Below are 19,974 nucleotides of genomic sequence, written 5' to 3'. Positions count from 1 at the left end.
GCGCGTGCCTCCGGGCTTGCCGCAAAGGCCGTCCAGTCCTTAGGCTCCCCGCCTCAAGCAGGGAGAACAGTATCATGACCATCGGACGACGCAGGCTGGGTCAAGGGATCGCGGCGACGGCGGGGGGTCTGGCCCTGCCTTGGATCGGCGCACGACCTGCCGAGGCGCAGCGCAGCGCCAATGCACTGCGGATCGCCTTTCGCGACGCGGTGCCGAATATCGATCCGTATTTCAACAGCCAGCGCACCGGGTTGATCATCGGCCACCAGGCCTTTGACGGGCTGGTGCATCGCGATCCGGCGACCTTCCGCATCGTGCCCGCCCTCGCGACCGAATGGCGCTGGGTCGATACCAAGACGCTCGACTTCACGTTGCGCAGCGGCGTCAAATTCCATGACGGCAGCCCCTTCGGCGCCGATGACGTAGTCTATACCATCAACACCATCGCCGACCCGGCGACGCGCGTCGCGACGCCATCCAACTACAGCTGGATCGAGGGCGCGCAGAAGACGGGCGACAATACCGTTCGCCTGACGATGAAGCGGCCGACCCCGGCGGCGCTGGAATACGCGGCGATGGTCATGCCTATCTGGCCAAAGGCCTATCGCGAGCGCGTCGGGCCGGACGGTTTTTCCCGCGCGCCAGTCGGCACCGGGCCGTATCGCATCACCAAGACCGATGTCGCCGCGGGGGTCGAATTCGAACGCTTTGACGACTATTACGAGGGTGGGCCGAAGGGGAAGCCGGCGATCCAGAAGCTGACGGCGCGCTACATCGGCGATGCGGCAACCGAGTTGACCGAATTGCTGGGCCAGCGCGTCGACTGGATCTGGAACATGAATCCGGACCAGATGGCCAATGTGAACCGCCTACCCTACCTCCAGGCGACGCAGCAGGAATCCATGCGCGTGGCCTTCCTTAATCTCGACGCCGCCGGGCGCAGCGGCGCGGACAACCCTATGACGAAGCTGAAGGCGCGCCAGGCGGTGTGGCACGCCATCGACCGCAATGCGATTGCCACGCGGTTGATCGGTGGCGGGTCGCGCGTGCCGGCCGCCCCCTGCTTCCCGTCCCAGTTCGGGTGCAATGCCGATGCGGCGATGACCTATGACTACGACCCGGCGAAGGCGCGCGCCCTGCTCGCCGAAGCGGGCTTCCCGAACGGCTTCGAGATCGAGTTCACCTCCTACATCCAGCCGCGCCAGTGGTCGGAAGCGGTGCAGAACTACCTGCAGGCCGTCGGCATTCGTGCGCGGCTGAACCTGATGCAGGTGGCCGCGCAGATCCAGCGGTCCCAGCGCGGCGAGTTGGTGATGCAGATGGGTTCGTGGGGGTCGTATTCGATCAACGACGTCTCGGCGATCCTGCCGAACTACTTCGGTGGCGGTGCCGATGATTACGCGCGCGATGCCGCGGTGACGCGGCTGCTTGAGGAAGGCGGTTCGACCGCCGACGAGGAGGCCCGCAAGACCGCCTACGACGCCGCGATCAAGCGCACAACGGAGCAGGCGTATTGGCTGCCGCTGTTCACTTATGTCAGCACCTACGCTTTCCAGAAGCGGCTCGAATTCCCGACCTTCGCGGATGAGTTGCCGCGCTTCTATCTGGCGAAATGGAAGTAGGACCGGCCGGCGCGCGGCAATTGTCGCGCGCCGCTACGGAGGGGTCACGCGCAGGTAGCCGAAGGCCCGCTCCGACGATACCGGCAATGCGTCGATCGGCTGGCCCCAGGCTTTGTTACTGACATTCCGATCGTGGATGAACTGTACCCACATCGGTTCCTCCTGGCGCAGATCGATGATCGAGAAGCGTTCGCCGACCTTGACGTGGCTGATATCGAAGGGGAGCGGCGCGAAGCCGGCGGGATCGTGCTCCGAACGGTCCACCAGCCACGTGGCGAAGGCATTCTGACGAAAGGTCATGCGCCGGAACTGCTCGCCGTCCCAGCACATGCCGTGACTGAAGTTCAGCACCAGCGGCAGGTCCAGGAAATCCGGCCGGTCCCCGGCATACGGGATCAGGATCTCCTGGGCGCGGCGCATATAGTCCGGGTGCAGCGCGTCGTCATTGTCGAGCCGGGTGACCAGCAGCCGATCCGGCATCGGCGAGAACGCCTTGCGGAAGCCGGCGCGCCAGGCTGAGGAATTGGGAGATTCCAGGATCACGGCATCGATCCCGCCGAGCATCGGCTCGAGACGCGACCGAAGCGATGCGGCGCCGGCGGCATCGATCAGCAGGAACCAGCGGAAGCGGCGGCAGGTCTGCGCAACCATGGACGGCACGCAGACATCATGGAACAGGCGGAGACGGTGTTCGAGCCATTCCTCTGTCAGGGTCGTCTGGCCCGAGCGGTCCTTGGCGAAATCCTTGATCGGCAGATTGAAGCGCGTGAGCACGACATGCTGGAGATCAGGCATGGGCGGGCGCCGCCTCCACATCGACGAGATGGCATTCGACGAGCCCCACCGCGTCATCGACAAGCGGGGGCGCCTCGGTCGAACAGCGCGGCAGCGCCACGGGACAACGTGGATGAAAGCGGCAGCCTGGCGGGATATTAGCCGGGTCCGGCATGATGTCCCCAAGCCCGACATCCGGCACGCCGAGCCCCGGTTCGGGCGTCAGCACCGAGGCCAGCAGCGCGCGCGTATAGGGGTGGCGCGGCGTGGCGAAGAGCGCCTCGCTCTCCGTACGCTCGACGATGCGGCCGAGATACATCACCGCCACTTCGCTCGCGATGTGTTCGACCACCGCGAGGTTGTGGCTGATGAACAAATAGGTCAGGCCGAGGTCGCGGCGCAGTTCAGCGAGCAGGTTCAGGATCTGCGCCTGCACGCTGACATCAAGCGCGCTTGTCGGTTCGTCGCACACCACGATGCGCGGGCGCAGCACCAAGGCGCGCGCGATGGCCACGCGCTGGCGCTGGCCGCCGGACAATTGCGCGGGGAAGCGCGTGCCCTGGTCACGCGACAGGCCGACGCGGTCGAGTGCTTCGTCCACGCGGCGTTCGATTTCCGCACGTCCGAAACTGCCTTGCGCGATCAGCGGCATGGAGACGATGTCGCGGATGCGCCGCTTCGGGTTCAGCGAGGCGAAGGGGTCCTGGAACACCGGCTGGATGAGCCGTGCCCGCGCGCGCCGATCCATGCCCGACAGACGCTGGCCATCGACCAGCACATCGCCGGCGGTGGGTTCCAGCAGGCCGAGGATCAGCCGCGCCAGGGTGGATTTGCCGCAGCCGCTTTCACCCACGACGCCGAGCACGCTGCCGGCGGGGACGGCGAAGGAGACGTCATCAACCGCGATGACGTGCTTGGGCGGGGCGAACATGCCCTGGCGGACGCGGAATTCGCGGCGCAGGCCACGGACTTCGATGGCGGCGGCGTCGCTCATGCGGCTTCCCGCGCGACCCAGCCGGGAGCCAGGGTGCAGAGCAACTCATGGCCATCCGAGACGGTCTGGCGCGGGATGGTACCGCTGCAGGCGGCATGGGCCTGCGAGCAGCGGTCGCGAAAACCGCAGCCGGTGAAGCCGGGGCTGACGCGCGGCACGACGCCGGGGATGGAGCCGAGCGGTTCGTCGCGCCTCACCTTGCCCGGCACCGGCACGCAGGTGAGCAGGCCGCGCGTGTAGGGGTGTTCAGGGGCGGCGAAGAGGGCGGCTGTCGGCGCGCTTTCGACGACCTCGCCGGCATACATCACCGAGACGCGGTCGGCGATGCGCGCGACCACGCCGAGGTCATGGGTGATCAGCAGGATGCCGAGGCCGAGTTCCTTCTGCAGCGTCGCGAGCAGCCGGAGGATTTGCGCCTGCACGGTGACGTCGAGCGCGGTGGTCGGTTCGTCGGCGATCAGCAGTTCGGGGTCGCACATCAGTGCCATGGCGATCATCACGCGCTGTCGGAGGCCGCCCGAAAGTTGGTGCGGGTATTGGCCGAGGCGCAGGCCTGGCGCGGTGATGCCGACGCGCGCCAGCAGCTCCGCCGCGCGATCCACCGCCTGGGCGCGCGGCGTGCCGCGATGGCGGCGCAGCACCTCGGTCATTTGCGAACCCACCGTATAGGCGGGGTTCAGGCTGGTCATCGGTTCCTGGAAGATCATCGCCATGCGGTCGCCGCGCAGGCGTTCCATCTGTTTTTCGCCGAAGGAGCCGATCTCCTCGCCGGCGAAGCGCAGCGTGGTGGTCTCGCGTTTCGAGCCGCGCGGCAGCAGGCCCATGACCGACAGGGCGCTGATCGATTTGCCGCAGCCAGATTCGCCGACGAGGCAATGCGTCTCGCCCTTGTTCACCGTGATCGACGTGCCGCGCACGGCGGCCGTACTGCCGATCGTCACGCGCAGGTCGCGCACTTCCAGCAGGGCGGTCATCGCGACAGGTCCGTCCCCATCATGTCGCGCAGCGCGTCACCGAGAAAGTTCACGCCGAGCACCAGGATGAACAGTGCCGCGCCGGGAATCATGATCACCCAGGGGCTGAAGAACATGTATTCCTTGGCCTCGCTAATCATCAGCCCCCAGGAGGGCAACGGCGGCGGCACGCCGAGGCCGAGGAAGGAGAGTGCTGCTTCGAGCAGGATGGCGAGGGCCATCTCCAGCGTCGCGACCACGGCGAGATGGGTGGCGATGTTGGGCAGCACCTCGCGCGACAGCACCCACCATTGCGACGCACCGGCGCACCAGGCGGCGGAGACGTAGTCGAGGTTGCGGATCTGCATGGTGGTGGATCGCGCGACCACCGCGAAGCGGTCCCACAACAGGAAGCCGAGCACCAGCACCACGAGCAGGAACGACGACCCGCGCAACGCCGCGACGGCCAGGGCGACCAGCACCGCCGGGATCGACAGCCGCGTGGTGATGGCGAAGACCACCGCGTCGTCGATCTTCCCGCCATAGAAGCCGCCCAGCACCCCCATGGTGATGCCGATCAGCCCCGAGGTGATGACGGTGAGCACCCCGATCACCATCGATATACGTGTGCCGTAGATCAGCCGCGAGAAATAGTCGCGCCCCAGCTGATCGGTGCCGAGGAAGTTCCGCGGATCGCCGCCTTCCATGAAGGACGGCGGCACCAGCCGCCGGTCGAGGTCGATGACGAAGGGATCATAGGGCACGATCCAGGGCGCCAGGATCGCGATGATGGCGGCGAGGCCGACGATCGTCGCGCCGATGACGAAGCCGGGGTTGCGCAGCAGTTTCGCGCCGCGCGTGGTGGGCATCACGGCGGCGCTCATGCGGTGCGCAGCCGAGGGTCGAGCACGGCGTTCAGCAGGTCAGCCAGCAGCGTTAGTCCGATATAGATGATGGCCAGCACCAGCACGACGGCCTGCACCACGGGGAAGTCGTTCTTGCTGATGCTCTCCCAGGCCAGGTAGCCGACGCCGTGCAGGGCGAAGATGGTCTCGATGACGACGGAGCCGCCTAGCATGAAGCCGAGCTGCACCGCGGCGATCGAGACCACCGGAATGGCCGCGTTGCGGAAGCCGTGCTTGACCAGGATGGACAGACGCGTGAGGCCCTTGGCCCGCGCGGTGCGGATGTAGTCCGAGGCCAGCGCCTCGATCATGCCTGAGCGCGTCAGGCGCGTGAGCGAGGGGATCGCCGAGAAGGCCAGCACGACGCCGGGCATGATGTAGCCTTGCCACTCGTCATTGCCGGAAATCGGCAGCCAGGCGAGTTGCAGGCCGAAGACGATCATCAGCACGAGGCCGAGCCAGAAGGAGGGCATCGCCTGGCCGATCATCGCGACGAGGCCGACGAGGCGGTCCACCCAGGACCCTTCGCGCACGGCGGCGAGAATGCCGAGCGGCAGCGACACCACCAGCGCGACGGCGAGCCCGACGAAGCCGAGGGTGAGCGTCACCGGCATGCGTGTGGCGATCAGGTTGGAGACGCGGTCGCGGAAGAAGTAGCTCTCGCCGAAATCGCCCTGCACGGCGCGGCCGAGCCAGTCGAAATATTGCACCCAGAGCGGCCGGTTCAGGCCGTAGGCGATGCGGATCGCCTCGACATCCTCGGCGGTGGCGTTCGGCCCGGCGATCGAGATCGCAAGGTCGCCCGACACCCGCGTGAGCAGGAAGGCAAGCGTGAGGACCGTCAACGCGACGGCCACCGCGACCGCGAAGCGGCGGAGAAAAAATCGAAGCATCCCGCCGCGAGCCTAGGCAGGCATTGTGCGCTGCCGCAAGTCCCGCATCACCACGCCGCCGCCCAGCCATCGCGGCGCGGGTCGGACCCGGCCATGCGCACGCCGTTGTCCAGCACGCGGATCGCCTCGACGCTGCAGGCGCCTTCGAGGTCGCCGACCACCTTCACCTGGTGGCCGCGCTCGCGCAGGCCGGCGATGGTCGCCTCGCCGAAGCCGCGCTCAATGGTCAGCACATCGCCGCCGCCATGCGGGTAGTTGGATTCCTGGCCCGGTTGCGATGAGGTCCAGCGCGGGGCCTCCAGCGCCTGTTGCGGGTCCATGCCGAAGACCGCGCAGGAGACCAGCACCTGGAAATTCACCTGCACCTGGTTGTCCGCCCCCGGCGTGCCGAAGATCATCCAGGGCTTGCCATCCTTCATCACCATCGGCGCGTTCATGGTGTGGCGCACGCGGCGGCCCGGCGCGAGCGCATTGGCGTGGCCCTCGTCGAGATGCCAATAGGCCATGCGGTTGTTCAGCAGGATGCCGCTGCGCGGGCCGGTGAAGCCGGAGCCGAAGGGGCCGTTGATCGACTGGATGGCGGAGACGGCGTTGCCTTCGGCATCGACGACGCAGAAATAGGTGGTGTCGGTTTCGGCCATCTCGCGCACGGGCAGATTGGCCGCGCGGTCGCCAATGGCGGCGACATGCGCGGCGGTGCGTGAATCCGACAGCAGGGTTGCGAAGTCGGGCGTCTCGCGGCCGGCCTCGGCCTCGCGGTCGAGGAAGGCACGCTTCTTCGCTTCGATCATCAGATGCAGAAGCGCGACGCTGCCCCAGCCCATGGAGTCGAGGTCGGCCTTCTCGATGATGCGCAGCATCTGCAGCATGGCGAAGCCCATCGAGGGGGCCGGGGTCTGCCGCACCTCGAAGCCGCGCCAGGTGATGCCCACAGGCGGGGCGAAGAGCGGCTGCACGGCGGCGAGGTCGCCCTCGGCGACCCAGGCGCCGATCGTTGCCATGTCGGCGGCGATGTCGCGCGCCAGGGCGCCGTGATAGAAATCCGCCGGTCCTTCGGCGGCCAACCGTTGCAGCGTCGCGGCCAGCGCCGGCTGCGTTACCAGCGCGCCGAGAGCCAGTGGTGCGCCATCCGGCAGGAAGATCGCGCGGCTGGTGGCATCGGCGCCGATGCGCCGTTGGTTCTCGCCGCAGAAATGGCGCAGCGCATGGGTCGCGGCGAAGCCGTCGCGCGCCGCCTCCACGGCCGGGCCGAATAGCGCGCCCCAGGATTTGGCGCCGTGGGCGGCGTGCAGCGCGGCGAGGCCCGCCACCTTGCCCGGCGTCTGGATCGACAGCGGGCCGTCGAGCGGGATGCCGCCTTCGACACGATACCGCGCGATGGTCGCCGCCGCCGGCGCCTGGCCGGTGCCGGCGAAGGTCTCCGCCCGTCCGGTCTTCGCCGACCAGTGGTGATAGAAGCCATCGCCGCCGAGGCCGGACATGTGCGGTTCCACCACGCCGAGCGTCATCGACACGGCAACCGCCGCATCCGCCGCCGAGCCGCCGGCACGCAGGACGTCCATCCCCGCCGCGGTCGCGACGGGGTGGTTGGTGGCCACCGCGGCGCGGCGTCCCATGATCAACGGGCGATAGGCCCGGATGCCGTCGTAAGCCACTGGGCAACCCCTTCCATGTCAGGGTGTTACAATGCTGGATCGCGCAACGCTGCGCGCCCATGTATTGCCATTAACGCCGCGCGTGACGCCGGCGCCAACCCTGGACGAGTCGAATGTCGCGTCGGCAAATCACCGTGGACCGTGCCCGGGCCACGTCGGACCTCCTGATCCGGCGCCTGTTGCGCGTGCCTCCATCATCGCCCCAGACGGCCCCGGCGCCGCCCGGCGCGCTGCGCATCGCCACCTACAATGTCCACAAATGCGTAGGCACGGATAACCGCTTCGAGCCGGACCGGATCGCCGCCGTGATCCGCGAACTCAATGCCGACGTGCTGGCCCTGCAGGAAGCCGATCGCCGCTTCGGCCGGCGGGAAGGCCTGCTCGACATGGCGCCGCTGGAGCGCGACACCGGGCTGCGGCTCGTGCCGCTGGCGATGGCGGCCGGTGGCCATGGCTGGCACGGCAATGCGCTGCTGGTGCGCGACGCCCGCATGGTCGAGGCCTACCGCCTGCGCCTGCCTGGCGGCGAGCCGCGTGGCGCGGTGCTGGTCGAATTGGAGACGCCGAAGGGCCGGCTGCGCGTCGTCACTGCCCATCTGGGGCTGCTGCGCCGGCATCGTGCCCAGCAGATCGCCCATCTGCTCGAACGCCTGGCCGAGGCGGACGACACGCCCACCCTGCTGCTCGGCGACCTCAATGAATGGCGGCCCGGGCCGCGATCCTCCCTCCGGGCACTGGACCGTGATTTCGGGCCGGTCGATATCGGCCCCCCCACCTTCCCCAGCCGCCTGCCGATCCTGAGCCTGGACCGTATCCTGTGCCGGCCGCACGGACTGCTGAGCGGGCTCGCCGCGCACCAGACGCCACTCGCGCGCGTCGCCTCGGATCACCTGCCGCTGACGGCGCAGCTCGACCTCGCCGCGGCGCGGCCCGCGGCGATGGCCGCGGCGGCCTGAGCAGGCCCCGGCGGTGTCCGCCGCGATCCAGGCCACAACCGGCGCCCCGGCCCCCGTGCCGGCGACCGGCGTCGCGCTGATCACGGACGGACTGACCGCCTTTGCCGCGCGTGTCGCCGCGCTGCGCGCCGCCAACACCTCGGCCGACCTGCAATACTACGCCTGGCACGGCGACCTGACCGGGCGGCTGCTGGCGCGCGAGGTGATCCAGGCCGCCGACCGTGGGGTGGCGGTGCGGCTGCTGCTCGATGACATGTATGCGATCGGCCGCGAGCGCGTGCTGGCGGCGATGGATTCGCATCCGCGCATCCAGGTGCGGCTGTTCAATGCCACCGCCTGGCGCAGCTTCGGCCCGCCGGGGCTGGTGCTGGAAATGCTGTTCGGCGGCTGGCATCTCGACCACCGCATGCACAACAAGGCGTGGATCGTTGATGGCGCCTGCGCGATCGCCGGCGGGCGCAATGTCGGCGACGAGTATTTCGACGCCTCCGGGCATTTCAATTTCCGCGACCTCGACCTCGTGCTGCGCGGGGCGCCGGTTCAGGCGATGCAGCGGATCTTCGAAGACTACTGGTCGCATCAGCTGGCACGGCCGCTGCGCCGGATCAGCCGCGCCGCCTATCGCCGCCGCGCCCTGCGCAAACTGGCCCGGCAGCTCGATGCGGCCTGGGCGGCACCAGCCGCGCGGCCCTTCTTCGACCGGCTGGCGGCCACCCCGCTGATGACGCGGCTGCTGAGCGGGGCGGCGGGGGGTGACCTGCTGGCGCTGCCGGAAGCCGCGATCCGCGTGATGGCGGATCCGCCCGGCAAGGCGACCGGCACGGTGCCGGCGGCCGAATGCCTGGCCCCGGCGATTCACGACGCGCTGCACGGCGCGGAGCGGGAAGCGCTGATCATCTCCCCCTATTTCGTGCCAGGTTTGGAAGGCGCGGCGCGGATCGAGGCGATGGCCCGGCGCGGCGTGCGCGTGTCCGTAGTGACGAATTCCCTCGCCGCGACGGATGTCGTGGCGGTCCATGGCGGCTATGCGCGCTATCGCGAAAGGCTGCTGGCGGCTGGCGTCGAACTGCATGAATTGAAGCCGAGCGGTGAGGAAGGCCGCAGCGTCTTCGGGTCGCGCGGTGCCAGCCTGCACACCAAGGCCTTCGCGATCGACGGGCGGCTGGCCTTTGTGGGGTCGTTCAACCTCGACCCGCGATCCGTCGCGCTGAACACCGAAATGGGCACCTTCATCGAGGATGCGCGCATCGCCGAGCAGCTTCGCGCCGAACATGGACGGCTGATCGCGCCGGCGTGCAGTTGGCGGGTGCGTGCCGCACCGGGGGGCGGCCTGTCCTGGACCGCGGAGGAAGGCGGCAGACCGGTGACGATGCGCCACGAGCCGGACACCACGCTGCGGATGCGCGTCCTCGCGCGCATGCTGCGCTGGCTGCCCATCGAATCCAGGCTGTAGCGACGCGGTCAACCGCCGGTCTGGCGGATGCGCTCGGCGATCGGCGCCCAGCGCGCCACCTCCTCGCGCACATGCCGCGCGGCGGCGGCGGCCGAACTGTCGGGCCAGGTATCGACCCCGGCGCGGCGCAGGCGTTGTATGACGGCATCATCCGCCAGGGCGCGCCGCGACGCATCCTCGAGCCGCGCGAGCACGGAGGCCGGGGTACCGGGCCGGGCGAACAGCACCTGCCAGGCCGTCAGGTCGTAATCTGGGACGCCGCTTTCGGCGAGGCTCGGGAGCCCGGGCACCAGCACCGAGCGGTCGCGCGAAGACACGGCGAGGCCCCTCACCTGCCCCGCCTCGATCAGCGGGTTCAGCATGGTCGGGCTGTCGATGGTGAGTTGCACGCGGCCGGCCACCAAATCCTGCACCGCGAGCGCCGCCGTGCGGTAGGGCACGATGGTGTAGTCCACATGGGCGATCTGCTTGAGCAGTTCGCCTGCCAGGTGGTTGGTCGCACCGGGATTGGTTGAGCCGAAATTCGCATCCTGGCGTTGCTGCCCAAGCCAGGCGAGCAGGCCCGCGACATCGGTCGCCGGCACCGAGGGATTCACCGCGAGCACGAAGGGCTGCCGGCCCACCAGGGCGACGGGCACGAAATCCGTCACCGGGTCGAAGGCGAAATCCGGCCGCAGCGCCTTCATGATCGGATGGTTGTTGGTGCCCATGAAGATGGCGTAGCCATCGGCGGGCAGGCGCTGGAAGGCGGCGGCGCCGATCGTGCTGCCGGCACCCACCACATTTTCCGGCACCACCGGCTGGCCGAGGATGGGCGTCAGCGCCTCGCACATGATGCGCCCGACGATGTCGGTCACGCCGCCCACGCCAACGGGGATGATCATGCGGATGGGCCGCGTGGGGTAAGTCCCCTGCGCAAGCGCGGGCGACGCCAGCGCGGCACCGGCGAGGGCGAGGATCTGGCGGCGGTTCGGCATGGTCGGAGGCTCCCGGTGGTTGTCGGCCGTGCAGGGTTGCGCCACGCTCATCGCCAGGCAAGCCGGAGCGCCCATGACCGAGTATGTGACTTTGCAAGAACCGTTCCGTGCCTTGTTCTACGCACCCTTCTACGCGGCGCTGGCGCGCGGGGACTATGCGGCGCAGGGGGTGGCGGTGACGTTGCTGTCGGGCACCGTGCCGTCACTGGCCAAGGACAGCGTGCTGGATGGCACGGCCGATCTCGCCTGGGGCGGGCCGATGCGGCTGCTGCTGGCACATGACAAGGACCATGCCTGCCCGCTGCGGCTGTTCGGCGCGGTGGTGATGGGCGATCCGTTCTTCCTGGTCGGTCGGCAGCCGCGGCCGGATTTCCGGCTGACGGAGCTGGCGACGATGACGCTCGGCACGGTCAGCGAAGTGCCAACGCCGTGGTGGACGTTGCAGGACGATATCCGTCGCGCCGGGCTCGACCCCGACAGCGTGACGCGGCTGACGGACCGGAGCATGGCGGAGAATGCGGCAGCGGTCGCTTCCGGCGCGCTCGATGTCGCGCAGGTCTTCGAGCCGATCGCGAGCGCGATGGAGATCGCCGGCACCGGCCATGTCTGGTACGCGCAGGCGAGCCGCGGGCCGACCTCCTACACCGCGTTCTATGGACGCACGGATGTCATCGCGGCGAAACGGCCGGCCTTCGAGGCGATGGTGCGCGGGCTGGCGGTGACGCTGGCGTGGTTTGCCAAGGCGCCGGTGGCGGAGATCCTGGCGACGATCGCGCCGTTCTTCGATGGATTGGATCACGGCGCGGCGGCGAAGGCGGTGGCACGGTATCGCGACCTTGGCGTGTGGACGACCACGCCGCGCTTTCCGTCCGAGGCACTGCTGCGCCTGCAGACGGCGATGCTCTCGGCCGGCGCCATCACGCATGCGCCGGGCTATGAGGGGTTGGTGATGGAAGCGGTGACGGAGGCCGCGCTCGCCTGAGCGCCGCCTCCGCCGTTGGATCAGCGGGCGTTCGCCGCCACGCGCATCGCCGCGGGTGCGGGCAGTTCGATCTCGATCGCCAGCGTCGACATGTCGCCGCCGCGATCGAGATTGACGTTCACCTTGCCCGGGTCGATGGCGACATAGCGCGCGACCACGGCGATCAGTTCCTGCTGCAGCTTCGGCAGGAAATCCTCCCGCGTGCGGCCGATGCGTTCATGCGCGAGCACGATCTGCAGGCGTTCCTTGGCGGCGGTCGCGCTGGCGGGCTGTTCCTGCCGGCGGCCGCGGAAGTAATCAAGCCAGCTCATCACGCAGCCCTCCCCCCGAACAGGCGCTTGAAGATGCCCTTCTTCTCCGCCTCGATGAAGCGGTGCGGCTTCTCCTCGCCGAGGAAGCGGGCGACGGCGTCGGTATAGGCCTGGCCGGCCATGCTCTCGGCATCCATGATTACCGGCGTGCCGGTGTTGGATGCCTTGAGCACGCTCTCGCTTTCCGGGATCACGCCGAGCAGCGGGATCGACAGGATTTCCTGGATGTCCTCGAGCTTCAGCATCTCACCGCGCTCGACGCGGGCAGGGTCGAAGCGGGTGACCAGCAGGTGTTCCTTGACCGGCTCACGCTTTTCCTCGGCGCGCTTGGAGCGCGACTGGAGGACGCCGAGGATACGATCGCTGTCACGCACCGAAGAGACTTCCGGGTTGGTGACCACGATCGCCTGGTCGGCGAAGTACAGCGCGAGCAAGGCGCCCTTCTCGATGCCGGCCGGGCTGTCGCAGAGAATGTAGTCGAAATCCTTCGCCAGTTCCTCGATGATCTTCTGCACGCCTTCCTTGGTCAGCGCGTCCTTGTCGCGCGTCTGGCTGGCCGGCAGGATCGACAGGGTGTCGACCCGCTTGTCGCGGATCAGCGCCTGGTTGAGCCGCGCCTCGCCGCTGATGACGTTGACGATGTCGAACACCACCCGCCGCTCGACCCCCATGATGAGGTCGAGGTTGCGGAGGCCGACGTCGAAGTCGATGACGACCGTTTTCTTGCCCCGTTGCGCGAGGCCGGTGGCGAAGGCGGCGGACGATGTGGTCTTGCCCACGCCTCCCTTGCCCGATGTGACGACGACGACCTGTGCCATGTCCCCTGCCTCCTCATTCAATCCTGTGCCGGCGCCCCTCGGCCCGCTGCCCCATGCGACCACCCTGCGCGCCAATCGTGGCGGGATGATAGGATGGAGGGGCGAGCCAGTGCCGGCATCGTCACTTCACCTGCGTCAGCCGATCGGGTCGAAGCGCATGCGCTCGCCCGTCAGCCGCACCTGCACGGCCTTGCCGATCGGTGCGCCCTGGAGCCCGTCCCGCACCGCGTAGTAGCCGGCGATGGAGATGAGTTCCGGGTCGAAATTCTGCGCGAAGACTCGCGCTTCGGCGTTGTTGCCGCCGCCGGCGATGGCGCGGCCGCGCAACGCGCCATAGACGTGGATATTGCCGTCCGCGATCACCTCGCCACCGGCATTCACCGTACCGGTGACGATCAGGTCGCCGCCCTGCGCCCAGATGCGCTGGCCGGCGCGTACCGGCTGGTCATGGATCATGGTCGGGCGCGCGGTGCCCGGGGCCGGGGGGGGTGGCGGTGGCGGCGCCAGAGGTTCGGCCGGGGCGGCGGCGGGCACCGCCTCCTCCGTCTCCTTGCCGCCGAGGCTGCGGATAGGCGGCAGGCCGAAGGCCATCGCCGCGTTGCGCAGTTCCGGGGTGCCGCCGGTGGTGCCGATGGGCACGATCTCGAGGCCGCGGAGCCCTTCGATCAGTCCGGCGAAATCGATCTCATTGGCCGGCATCTCAAGGTCGCCAAGGCCCAGCACGATCGGCGCGAAGCGCAGGAAGCCGGGGGCGCGGCGGAACTGGTCGCCGATCGCCGGCACCACCGCCTCCGGGCGCGGGTCGAGCAACCGCAACACCAGCAGGTTGAAGTTCGCGCCGCGCAAGCGGAACGGTTCCAGACGGGGCGATGTTTCGGACCGAGGCGCGGCTGACATGGGTCTCCGAGGGGGTATTCTGGTCTCCGACACCATACGGATTGTGTCCGATGGCGCGGGAAGACACCAGATATAGCGTCTGGGGTTGTTCCGGCGAAGGGTGTCGCGTGCCACCCCTGTAAGGGCAATGCCTTATGGCGCGAAGTTCGCAGCCGACACCAGGGGCGAATCGGCAGGGCTGGCGAGCGGGGGGCACATCTCGCAGGATATGGGTCTCTCGTGGAGGCCCACCTTGCACCCCATCATCCTCGCCGAACCCTTCCGCGCCGTGTTCTACGCGCCCTTCTACGTCGCCGAAGCGCGCGGGCTGTTCGCCGCCGAGGGCGTGGAAGTGCGCCGCGCCACCGCCGGGGACCCGACCAAAGCGGCGGAGAACCTGCTCTCGGGCGTGGCGGATATCGCCTGGTCGGGGCCGATGCGACCGATGATGCTGCGCGACCGCGACCCGTCCTGCCCCTTGCGGTCCTTCTGCGCGGTCGTGATGAAGGACCCCTTCCTGCTGATCGGGCGCGGGTCGCGGCCGGGGTTCACGCTCGCCGATCTGCCAGCGCTGCGCTTCGGTTCGGTGAGCGAAGTGCCTACGCCCTGGTGGTGCCTGCAGGATGATCTGCGCCAGGCCGGCATCGACCCCGAGGCGCTGAACCGCGTCATCGGGCGCAGCATGGCGGAGAACATCGCGGCGGTGCTCGATGGCAGCCTCGATGTCGCGCAGGCCTTCGAACCGCATGCGGCGCTGGCCGAGGCGCAGGGGGCCGCGGTGTGGCATCGCGCGGCGGATCGCGGGCTGTCGGCCTACACCGCCTTCTATGCGACCGAGGCGCGCATTGCCGAGCGCAGCGCCGAATTCGAGGCGATGATCCGCGCCATGGCCGCCTCCCTCGCCTGGATCGCGCAGGCGCCGCCGGGCGAGATCGCGGCGACCATCGCGCCCTTGTTCGAGGATCTGCCGCACGCCGCGCTGACCACGGCGCTGGCGCGCTACCAGGGCCTCGCGCTGTGGGCGCCGACGCCGCATTTCCCGCGCGCGGCCTTCGAGCAACTGCGCGGGGCGATGAGCACGGCCGGCATCCTGACGGGCGCGCCCGCCTTCGAGGTCTGCGTGGACGAAGCCATCGTCACCCGCGCGCTGGGGGGCTGAGATGGCGGCACCCCGCGGCACCCGCGCCGACTACCGCTTCTTCCTGCCGATCCCGACGCGCTGGATGGACAACGACGTCTATGGCCACATCAACAACGTCACCTACTATTCGTGGTTCGACACGGTGGTGGCGCGCTTCCTGATCGATTGCGGCTTCCTACATATCCCGACCGCGCCGGTGATCGGCCTGGTGGTGGAGACCCAGTGCCGATATTTCGCGCCGATCTCCTTCCCCGACACCATCACCGCCGGGCTGCGCTGCGGGCGCGCCGGCAATACCTCGGTGCGCTACGAGATCGCCATCTTCCGCAACGATGAGGACGCGGCGAGCGCCGAGGGGCATTTCGTCCATGTCTATGTGGACCGGGCGACGCAGAAGCAGACCACGCCGCTGCCCGACCTGCTGCGCCGCGCGCTGGCCGGGATCACGCTGCCCGGCCCGGCGTGATGGGCGACGAGGCCTCGCGCCGCGTCCTGCTGCTCGGGATCGCCGCGGCGGGGCTGGCGGCGGGGCTGCTGCCGGCGCTGCTCGGCCACGGCGCGGCGGCGTGGATCTTCGGCATCGGCACGCTGCCGGTGCTCGCGGCGTTGTTGCGGGATTTGTGGCACGGCTTCCGGCGCGGCGAATTCGGCCTCGACCTGATCGCCGCCCTGTCGATGGGTGGCGCGCTGCTGCTGGGCGAGGCGCTGGCCGCCGCCGTCGTCGCGCTGATGTATGCGGGGGGCGAGTTCCTCGAAGCCCGGGCCCGCCAGCGCGCGCGGCGGGAGATGACGGCGCTGCTGGCCCGCGTGCCGCGCAGCGCGATGCGGCATGGCGCGCGGGGGCTTGAGGAAGTGCCGCTCGACGCCATCGCGCCGGGCGACCGGCTGCTGGTCGCGCGCGGCGCGGTGGTGCCGGTCGATGGCGATGTCGATGCCATCGCGGCCGTGCTGGATGTCTCGGCGCTGACAGGCGAGCCGCTGCCACAGCGCATCGCACGGGGCGAGGCGGTGCTGTCGGGCAGCGTCAATGCCGGCGAGGCCTTCGACCTCGTCGCCACGCGCCTGGCGGCCGAGAGCACCTATGCCGGCATCGTCCGCCTGGTGGAGGGCGCGCAGGCGAGCAAGGCGCCGATGGCACGGATGGCCGATCGCTGGTCGGTGTGGTTCCTCGGCTTCACGGTGCTGCTCGCCGGTGGCGCGTGGGTCGCGACGGGCGATGCGGTGCGCGGTCTCGCGGTGCTGGTGGTGGCGACGCCCTGCCCGCTCATTCTCGCCGTGCCGGTGGCGATCATCGCCGGGCTGTCGCGCGCGGCGGGCGCCGGCGTGCTGGTGAAAAGCGGCGGTGCACTGGAGACGATGGCGCGCGCCCGCGTGCTGCTGCTCGACAAGACCGGCACGCTGACCGTCGGGCATGCGCGGCTCGCGGCGATCCTGCCGGCGGGTGACATCGCGGAGGAGGAATTGCTGCGCCTCGCTGCCTCCCTCGACCAGGCATCCGGGCATGTGCTGGCGCAGGCGCTGGTCGAGGCGGCGACGGCGCGCGGCCTGTCGCTGTCCACGCCCATCGCGATGCAGGAGGCGCCTGGCGAAGGCATCGCCGGCCTGGTCGATGACCACCAGGTGGCGATCGGTAGTGCCGGCTTCGTCGCCGCGGCGGTGGGCGGGCCGACACCAGCCGCGCCGGCGGACCAGCCGGCCGGCGCGGCGCTGGTATTCATCGGCGTCGATGGCGCAGCGGGCGGCGTGCTGGTGTTCGAGGACCCGATCCGGCCCGACGCGCCAGCCATGCTCGCCGACATGCGACGCGCCGGGATCAGGCGGGTGGTGTTGCTGTCGGGCGATGCCGAGGCGCCGGCGCAGGCGGTTGGGCGCGCCCTCGCGCTCGATGGCGTGGTGGCCTGCTGCACGCCCGAGGGCAAGGTCGCGGTGGTGCGGGCCGAGGGCCGGGCCGGGCCGGTGATGATGATCGGCGATGGGGTGAATGACGCGCCGGCACTTGCCGCCGCGGCCATCGGCATTGCCATGGGCGCGCGCGGGGCGGCGGCGAGCAGCGAGGCCGCCGACGCGGTGGTGCTTGTGGACCGGCTCGACCTGCTGGCGCGGGCGATGCGCATCGCGCGGCGCACCTTGCACATCGCGCGGCAGAGTGTCGCCGTCGGCATCGGCCTGTCGGCGCTGGGGATGGCGGCGGCGGCGGCGGGGTATCTGACGCCGGTGCAGGGCGCGCTGCTGCAGGAGGCGATCGACGTCGCGGTCATCCTGAACGCGCTGCGCGCCTTGCGCGAGGATGCGGACGGGGCGATCTAGTTCGGCAGAAACCAGGAGACGTTCCGATGAGCCAGACCCAAGCGCCGATCAAGCGGCTCGCCATTCTTGACGATTACCAGGGCGTGGCGATGTCCATGGCGCCATGGGAGACGCTGGCCGGCGTCGAGGTCACGGTGTTTCGGGACACCATCTCGGAGCCGGCGGCGCTCGTGCAGCGTCTCGCGCCCTTCGACGCCATCCTGGCGATGCGCGAACGCACCCCGTTCCCGCGCGCGCTGATCGAGCGCCTGCCGAACCTTCGCCTGCTGATCACCACGGCGGCGCGCAACCGGTCGATCGACGCGGCGGCCTGTGCCGAGAAGGGCATTGTCTTCTGCGGCACGCCGTCCTTCGGCGACCCAACCACGGACATCACCTGGGGGCTGATCCTGAACCTGATGCGCGACCTGCCGGCGCAGCAGGCCTCGCTGCGCGCGGGCGGGTGGCAGACCTCGGTGGGCTGGGGGACGGAGGGGCGCACGCTCGGCGTCGTCGGGCTCGGCAAGTTGGGGGCGCGGGCGGCGAAGGTCGGGCTCGCGCTGGGCATGAAGGTGATCGCCTGGAGCACCAACCTGACCGAGGAACGCGCCGCCGAGGTGGGGGTGACGCGCGTGGACAAGGCGACGCTGCTGGCGACCGCCGATGTGGTGACGTTGCACCTGATCCTGTCGGACCGGTCGCGCGGCATCATCGGCGCAGCCGACCTCGCGCAGATGAAGCCGACCGCCTTCATCGTGAACACCAGCCGCGGGCCGCTGATCGACCAGGATGCACTAATCGCCGCGCTGAAGGCGGGCACCATCGCCGGAGCGGGCATCGATGTGTACGACACCGAGCCGCTGCCGCCGGGGCACCCGATGCTGTCGGCGCCGAACACCATGCTGACGCCGCATCTGGGCTACGTCACGCAGCAGAATTACCGAGCGTATTACGAGGGCACAATCGAGGCGGTGCTCGCCTTCAATGCCGGCGCGCCGGTGCGGGTGATCAAGGCATGAGCACGCCGTATGCGCTGGCCGAGGGCTGGGCGTCTTGGTCGCAGAAGCAACGCGACGATGCCTACAACAACACCGACATGGTGGCCGACAGCGCGCAGCAGGTCTCCGCGCGCAATGCACTCTCGGCCGAGTTCCGCGCGGCGCATATAGGGCATCTCGACCTGCCCTATGGCGAGGCGGAGCGCGAGCGGTGGGACCTGTTCCCCGGCGCCGATCCGGCCGCGCCGTGCCTGGTGTTCATCCATGGCGGGTATTGGCAGCGCAACCGGCGGGAGGATTTCGCCATCCTCGCCCAGGGGGCCAAGGCGATGGGCTGGTCGGCGGCGCTGCCCGGCTACACCCTGGCGCCGGAGGCCTCGCTGACCGGCATCACCTGGCAGATCAGCCGGGCGCTGGACTGGCTCGCCGCGAACGGCCCGGCGCATGGCATCGCCGGGCCGGTGGTGGTGTCGGGCTGGTCGGCGGGCGGGCATCTCGCGGCGCTGGCGGCGGAACATCCGTCGGTGACGGCGGCCGTGGCGATGTCGGGCGTGTTCGAACTGGCGCCGATCCGCGATACCTATCTGGATGAGAAGCTGCGGCTGACCGACCAGGAGATCGCCGATTTGTCGCCGATCCGCCGGCCGGTGGTTCAGAAGCCGATCGCCGTGACCTATGGCGGGGCGGAATTGCCGGAATTGCGGCGGCAGTCGCGCGTGTTCCATCGCATCCGCGCCGAGGCGCAGGCGCCCGGGCCGCTCATCCCGATCCCCGGGGCTGACCATTTCCGCATGCTGGAATCGCTATGGAACGTGGATGGCGCGCTGACGCGGGCGGCGGCGGAGCTACTGCGATGAGCGGCTATGATTTCGCCGGCGTACTGCTGGCGATCCATATCGCGCCGGAGGCCTCGGCGCCGATGGTGGAGTTGGATGCCGCAAGGCTGGTCGAGGGTGTGGGCATCGAGGGCGACCGTTACGCCACCGAGCGCGGCACCTACAGCCACAAGCCGCATCCCGACCGGCAGGTGACGCTGATCGAGATGGAGGCGCTCGATGCGCTGGCGCGGGACCATGGCATCGCGTTGCCGCCCCATGAGACGCGGCGCAACCTGACGACCGGCGGCGTGCCGCTGAACCATCTGGTCGGGCGGGAGTTTCGCGTCGGCGAGGTTGTGCTGCTGGGCGGGCGGCTGAACGTGCCGTGCCAGTATCTCGAGGACCTGCTGGGCAAGAAGGTGTTCAAGCCGCTGATCCATCGCAGCGGGTTGAACTGCCTGATCGTGAAGGGCGGGACGATCCGGCCGGGGGACAGCATCCGCCCCGCCTGAGGGACAGTTTTGAAGCGCGCCATCCGGCGCGTCTCCACGTCCGGCAACGA

At 69.5% G+C, this 19,974-nt stretch carries 20 protein-coding genes; 10 read left to right on the top strand and 10 right to left on the bottom strand.

Features of this window, described 5'->3' with window-relative positions; genetic code table 11:
- The first annotated feature begins 74 nt into the window (after positions 1-74).
- Positions 75-1,622 (top strand): ABC transporter substrate-binding protein, encoded by a 1,548-nt coding sequence (locus IEY36_RS07995; protein ID WP_188966507.1) that lies wholly within the window; start codon positions 75-77, stop codon positions 1,620-1,622.
- A 33-nt stretch (positions 1,623-1,655) separates the two neighbouring features.
- On the opposite strand, the gene IEY36_RS07990 is transcribed toward IEY36_RS07995, so the two are convergent.
- From IEY36_RS07990 to IEY36_RS07965, 6 genes are read right to left on the bottom strand one after another with little or no spacing between them, the layout of a single operon-like run.
- Positions 1,656-2,417, bottom strand: coding sequence for a glycosyltransferase (locus tag IEY36_RS07990; protein ID WP_188966506.1), 762 nt, complete (start codon positions 2,415-2,417; stop codon positions 1,656-1,658).
- Positions 2,410-3,390 (bottom strand): ABC transporter ATP-binding protein, encoded by a 981-nt coding sequence (locus tag IEY36_RS07985; protein WP_188966505.1) that lies wholly within the window; start codon positions 3,388-3,390, stop codon positions 2,410-2,412. The genes IEY36_RS07990 and IEY36_RS07985 overlap by 8 nt, the downstream gene beginning before the upstream one ends.
- Positions 3,387-4,364, bottom strand: coding sequence for an ABC transporter ATP-binding protein (locus tag IEY36_RS07980; protein WP_188966502.1), 978 nt, complete (start codon positions 4,362-4,364; stop codon positions 3,387-3,389). The genes IEY36_RS07985 and IEY36_RS07980 overlap by 4 nt, the downstream gene beginning before the upstream one ends.
- Positions 4,361-5,227 carry an ABC transporter permease gene (locus IEY36_RS07975; RefSeq protein WP_188966500.1) on the bottom strand — a complete coding sequence of 289 codons (867 nt, stop codon included), beginning with the start codon at positions 5,225-5,227 and terminating at the stop codon, positions 4,361-4,363. Before IEY36_RS07975 ends, IEY36_RS07980 begins: the two co-directional genes overlap by 4 nt.
- Positions 5,224-6,141, bottom strand: a complete 918-nt coding sequence (locus IEY36_RS07970; RefSeq protein WP_188966498.1) for an ABC transporter permease — start codon at positions 6,139-6,141, stop codon at positions 5,224-5,226. Before IEY36_RS07970 ends, IEY36_RS07975 begins: the two co-directional genes overlap by 4 nt.
- A 47-nt stretch (positions 6,142-6,188) precedes the next feature.
- On the bottom strand, positions 6,189-7,796 hold the full coding sequence (locus IEY36_RS07965) for a gamma-glutamyltransferase family protein (protein WP_188966496.1): 1,608 nt from the start codon (positions 7,794-7,796) through the stop codon (positions 6,189-6,191).
- 113 nt (positions 7,797-7,909) lie between these two features.
- Here IEY36_RS07965 and IEY36_RS07960 point away from each other — a divergent pair, with 113 nt between their 5' ends.
- Together IEY36_RS07960 and IEY36_RS07955 are read left to right on the top strand one after the other, a co-directional pair.
- On the top strand, positions 7,910-8,752 hold the full coding sequence (locus tag IEY36_RS07960; RefSeq protein ID WP_188966494.1) for an endonuclease/exonuclease/phosphatase family protein: 843 nt from the start codon (positions 7,910-7,912) through the stop codon (positions 8,750-8,752).
- 13 nt (positions 8,753-8,765) lie between these two features.
- A complete protein-coding gene (locus tag IEY36_RS07955; protein ID WP_188966492.1) occupies positions 8,766-10,205 on the top strand; it encodes a phospholipase D family protein in 1,440 nt (479 codons plus the stop codon).
- 8 nt (positions 10,206-10,213) lie between these two features.
- Here the strand turns inward: IEY36_RS07955 and IEY36_RS07950 are convergent, their stop codons facing one another.
- Positions 10,214-11,182 carry a Bug family tripartite tricarboxylate transporter substrate binding protein gene (locus IEY36_RS07950; protein WP_188966490.1) on the bottom strand — a complete coding sequence of 323 codons (969 nt, stop codon included), beginning with the start codon at positions 11,180-11,182 and terminating at the stop codon, positions 10,214-10,216.
- A 73-nt stretch (positions 11,183-11,255) separates the two neighbouring features.
- Between IEY36_RS07950 and IEY36_RS07945 the strand changes: the two genes are divergently transcribed.
- Positions 11,256-12,164: an ABC transporter substrate-binding protein gene (locus IEY36_RS07945; RefSeq protein WP_188966488.1), complete on the top strand. Its 909-nt coding sequence runs from the start codon at positions 11,256-11,258 to the stop codon at positions 12,162-12,164.
- Positions 12,165-12,184: 20 nt separating this feature from the next.
- On the opposite strand, the gene minE is transcribed toward IEY36_RS07945, so the two are convergent.
- From minE to minC, 3 genes are all read right to left on the bottom strand, one after another.
- Positions 12,185-12,475 carry a cell division topological specificity factor MinE gene (minE, locus tag IEY36_RS07940; RefSeq protein WP_188966486.1) on the bottom strand — a complete coding sequence of 97 codons (291 nt, stop codon included), beginning with the start codon at positions 12,473-12,475 and terminating at the stop codon, positions 12,185-12,187.
- Entirely contained in the window at positions 12,475-13,293 is an 819-nt protein-coding gene (gene minD / locus IEY36_RS07935; protein ID WP_188966485.1) for a septum site-determining protein MinD, read from the bottom strand. Before minD ends, minE begins: the two co-directional genes overlap by 1 nt.
- A gap of 135 nt (positions 13,294-13,428) precedes the next feature.
- On the bottom strand, positions 13,429-14,139 hold the full coding sequence (gene minC, locus IEY36_RS07930; protein WP_229681204.1) for a septum site-determining protein MinC: 711 nt from the start codon (positions 14,137-14,139) through the stop codon (positions 13,429-13,431).
- 283 nt (positions 14,140-14,422) lie between these two features.
- Between minC and IEY36_RS07925 the strand changes: the two genes are divergently transcribed.
- Genes IEY36_RS07925 through IEY36_RS07900 form a run of 6 tightly spaced genes read left to right on the top strand, consistent with a single transcriptional unit; the run spans position 14,423 to position 19,924 of the window.
- Positions 14,423-15,328, top strand: coding sequence for an ABC transporter substrate-binding protein (locus IEY36_RS07925; RefSeq protein WP_188966481.1), 906 nt, complete (start codon positions 14,423-14,425; stop codon positions 15,326-15,328).
- A gap of 1 nt (position 15,329) precedes the next feature.
- A complete protein-coding gene (locus IEY36_RS07920) occupies positions 15,330-15,776 on the top strand; it encodes an acyl-CoA thioesterase (RefSeq protein ID WP_188966479.1) in 447 nt (148 codons plus the stop codon).
- Positions 15,776-17,617, top strand: coding sequence for a heavy metal translocating P-type ATPase (locus IEY36_RS07915; RefSeq protein ID WP_188966477.1), 1,842 nt, complete (start codon positions 15,776-15,778; stop codon positions 17,615-17,617). The genes IEY36_RS07920 and IEY36_RS07915 overlap by 1 nt, the downstream gene beginning before the upstream one ends.
- A gap of 26 nt (positions 17,618-17,643) precedes the next feature.
- Positions 17,644-18,615: a D-2-hydroxyacid dehydrogenase family protein gene (locus IEY36_RS07910; protein ID WP_188966475.1), complete on the top strand. Its 972-nt coding sequence runs from the start codon at positions 17,644-17,646 to the stop codon at positions 18,613-18,615.
- Positions 18,612-19,451, top strand: coding sequence for an alpha/beta hydrolase (locus tag IEY36_RS07905; protein ID WP_188966473.1), 840 nt, complete (start codon positions 18,612-18,614; stop codon positions 19,449-19,451). Before IEY36_RS07910 ends, IEY36_RS07905 begins: the two co-directional genes overlap by 4 nt.
- A complete protein-coding gene (locus tag IEY36_RS07900; protein ID WP_188966470.1) occupies positions 19,448-19,924 on the top strand; it encodes an MOSC domain-containing protein in 477 nt (158 codons plus the stop codon). Before IEY36_RS07905 ends, IEY36_RS07900 begins: the two co-directional genes overlap by 4 nt.
- Positions 19,925-19,974: the final 50 nt, after the last annotated feature.

Origin of the sequence: Neoroseomonas lacus, assembly GCF_014644535.1 — a bacterium.
In the GTDB taxonomy this organism is placed as follows: Bacteria; Pseudomonadota; Alphaproteobacteria; order Acetobacterales; family Acetobacteraceae; genus Neoroseomonas; species Neoroseomonas lacus.
This window is presented reverse-complemented; position numbering and strand designations above follow the sequence as displayed.

Bases quoted from the DNA above. Each gene is read 5' to 3' on its own strand.
- IEY36_RS07995 (WP_188966507.1), top strand. From the start codon at position 75: ATGACCATCGGACGACGCAGGCTGGGTCAAGGGATCGCGGCGACGGCG.
- IEY36_RS07990 (WP_188966506.1), bottom strand. From the start codon at position 2,417: ATGCCTGATCTCCAGCATGTCGTGCTCACGCGCTTCAATCTGCCGATC.
- IEY36_RS07985 (WP_188966505.1), bottom strand. From the start codon at position 3,390: ATGAGCGACGCCGCCGCCATCGAAGTCCGTGGCCTGCGCCGCGAATTC.
- IEY36_RS07980 (WP_188966502.1), bottom strand. From the start codon at position 4,364: ATGACCGCCCTGCTGGAAGTGCGCGACCTGCGCGTGACGATCGGCAGT.
- IEY36_RS07975 (WP_188966500.1), bottom strand. From the start codon at position 5,227: ATGAGCGCCGCCGTGATGCCCACCACGCGCGGCGCGAAACTGCTGCGC.
- IEY36_RS07970 (WP_188966498.1), bottom strand. From the start codon at position 6,141: ATGCTTCGATTTTTTCTCCGCCGCTTCGCGGTCGCGGTGGCCGTCGCG.
- IEY36_RS07960 (WP_188966494.1), top strand. From the start codon at position 7,910: ATGTCGCGTCGGCAAATCACCGTGGACCGTGCCCGGGCCACGTCGGAC.
- IEY36_RS07950 (WP_188966490.1), bottom strand. From the start codon at position 11,182: ATGCCGAACCGCCGCCAGATCCTCGCCCTCGCCGGTGCCGCGCTGGCG.
- IEY36_RS07945 (WP_188966488.1), top strand. From the start codon at position 11,256: ATGACCGAGTATGTGACTTTGCAAGAACCGTTCCGTGCCTTGTTCTAC.
- minE (WP_188966486.1), bottom strand. From the start codon at position 12,475: ATGAGCTGGCTTGATTACTTCCGCGGCCGCCGGCAGGAACAGCCCGCC.
- minD (WP_188966485.1), bottom strand. From the start codon at position 13,293: ATGGCACAGGTCGTCGTCGTCACATCGGGCAAGGGAGGCGTGGGCAAG.
- IEY36_RS07920 (WP_188966479.1), top strand. From the start codon at position 15,330: ATGGCGGCACCCCGCGGCACCCGCGCCGACTACCGCTTCTTCCTGCCG.
- IEY36_RS07915 (WP_188966477.1), top strand. From the start codon at position 15,776: ATGGGCGACGAGGCCTCGCGCCGCGTCCTGCTGCTCGGGATCGCCGCG.
- IEY36_RS07910 (WP_188966475.1), top strand. From the start codon at position 17,644: ATGAGCCAGACCCAAGCGCCGATCAAGCGGCTCGCCATTCTTGACGAT.
- IEY36_RS07905 (WP_188966473.1), top strand. From the start codon at position 18,612: ATGAGCACGCCGTATGCGCTGGCCGAGGGCTGGGCGTCTTGGTCGCAG.
- IEY36_RS07900 (WP_188966470.1), top strand. From the start codon at position 19,448: ATGAGCGGCTATGATTTCGCCGGCGTACTGCTGGCGATCCATATCGCG.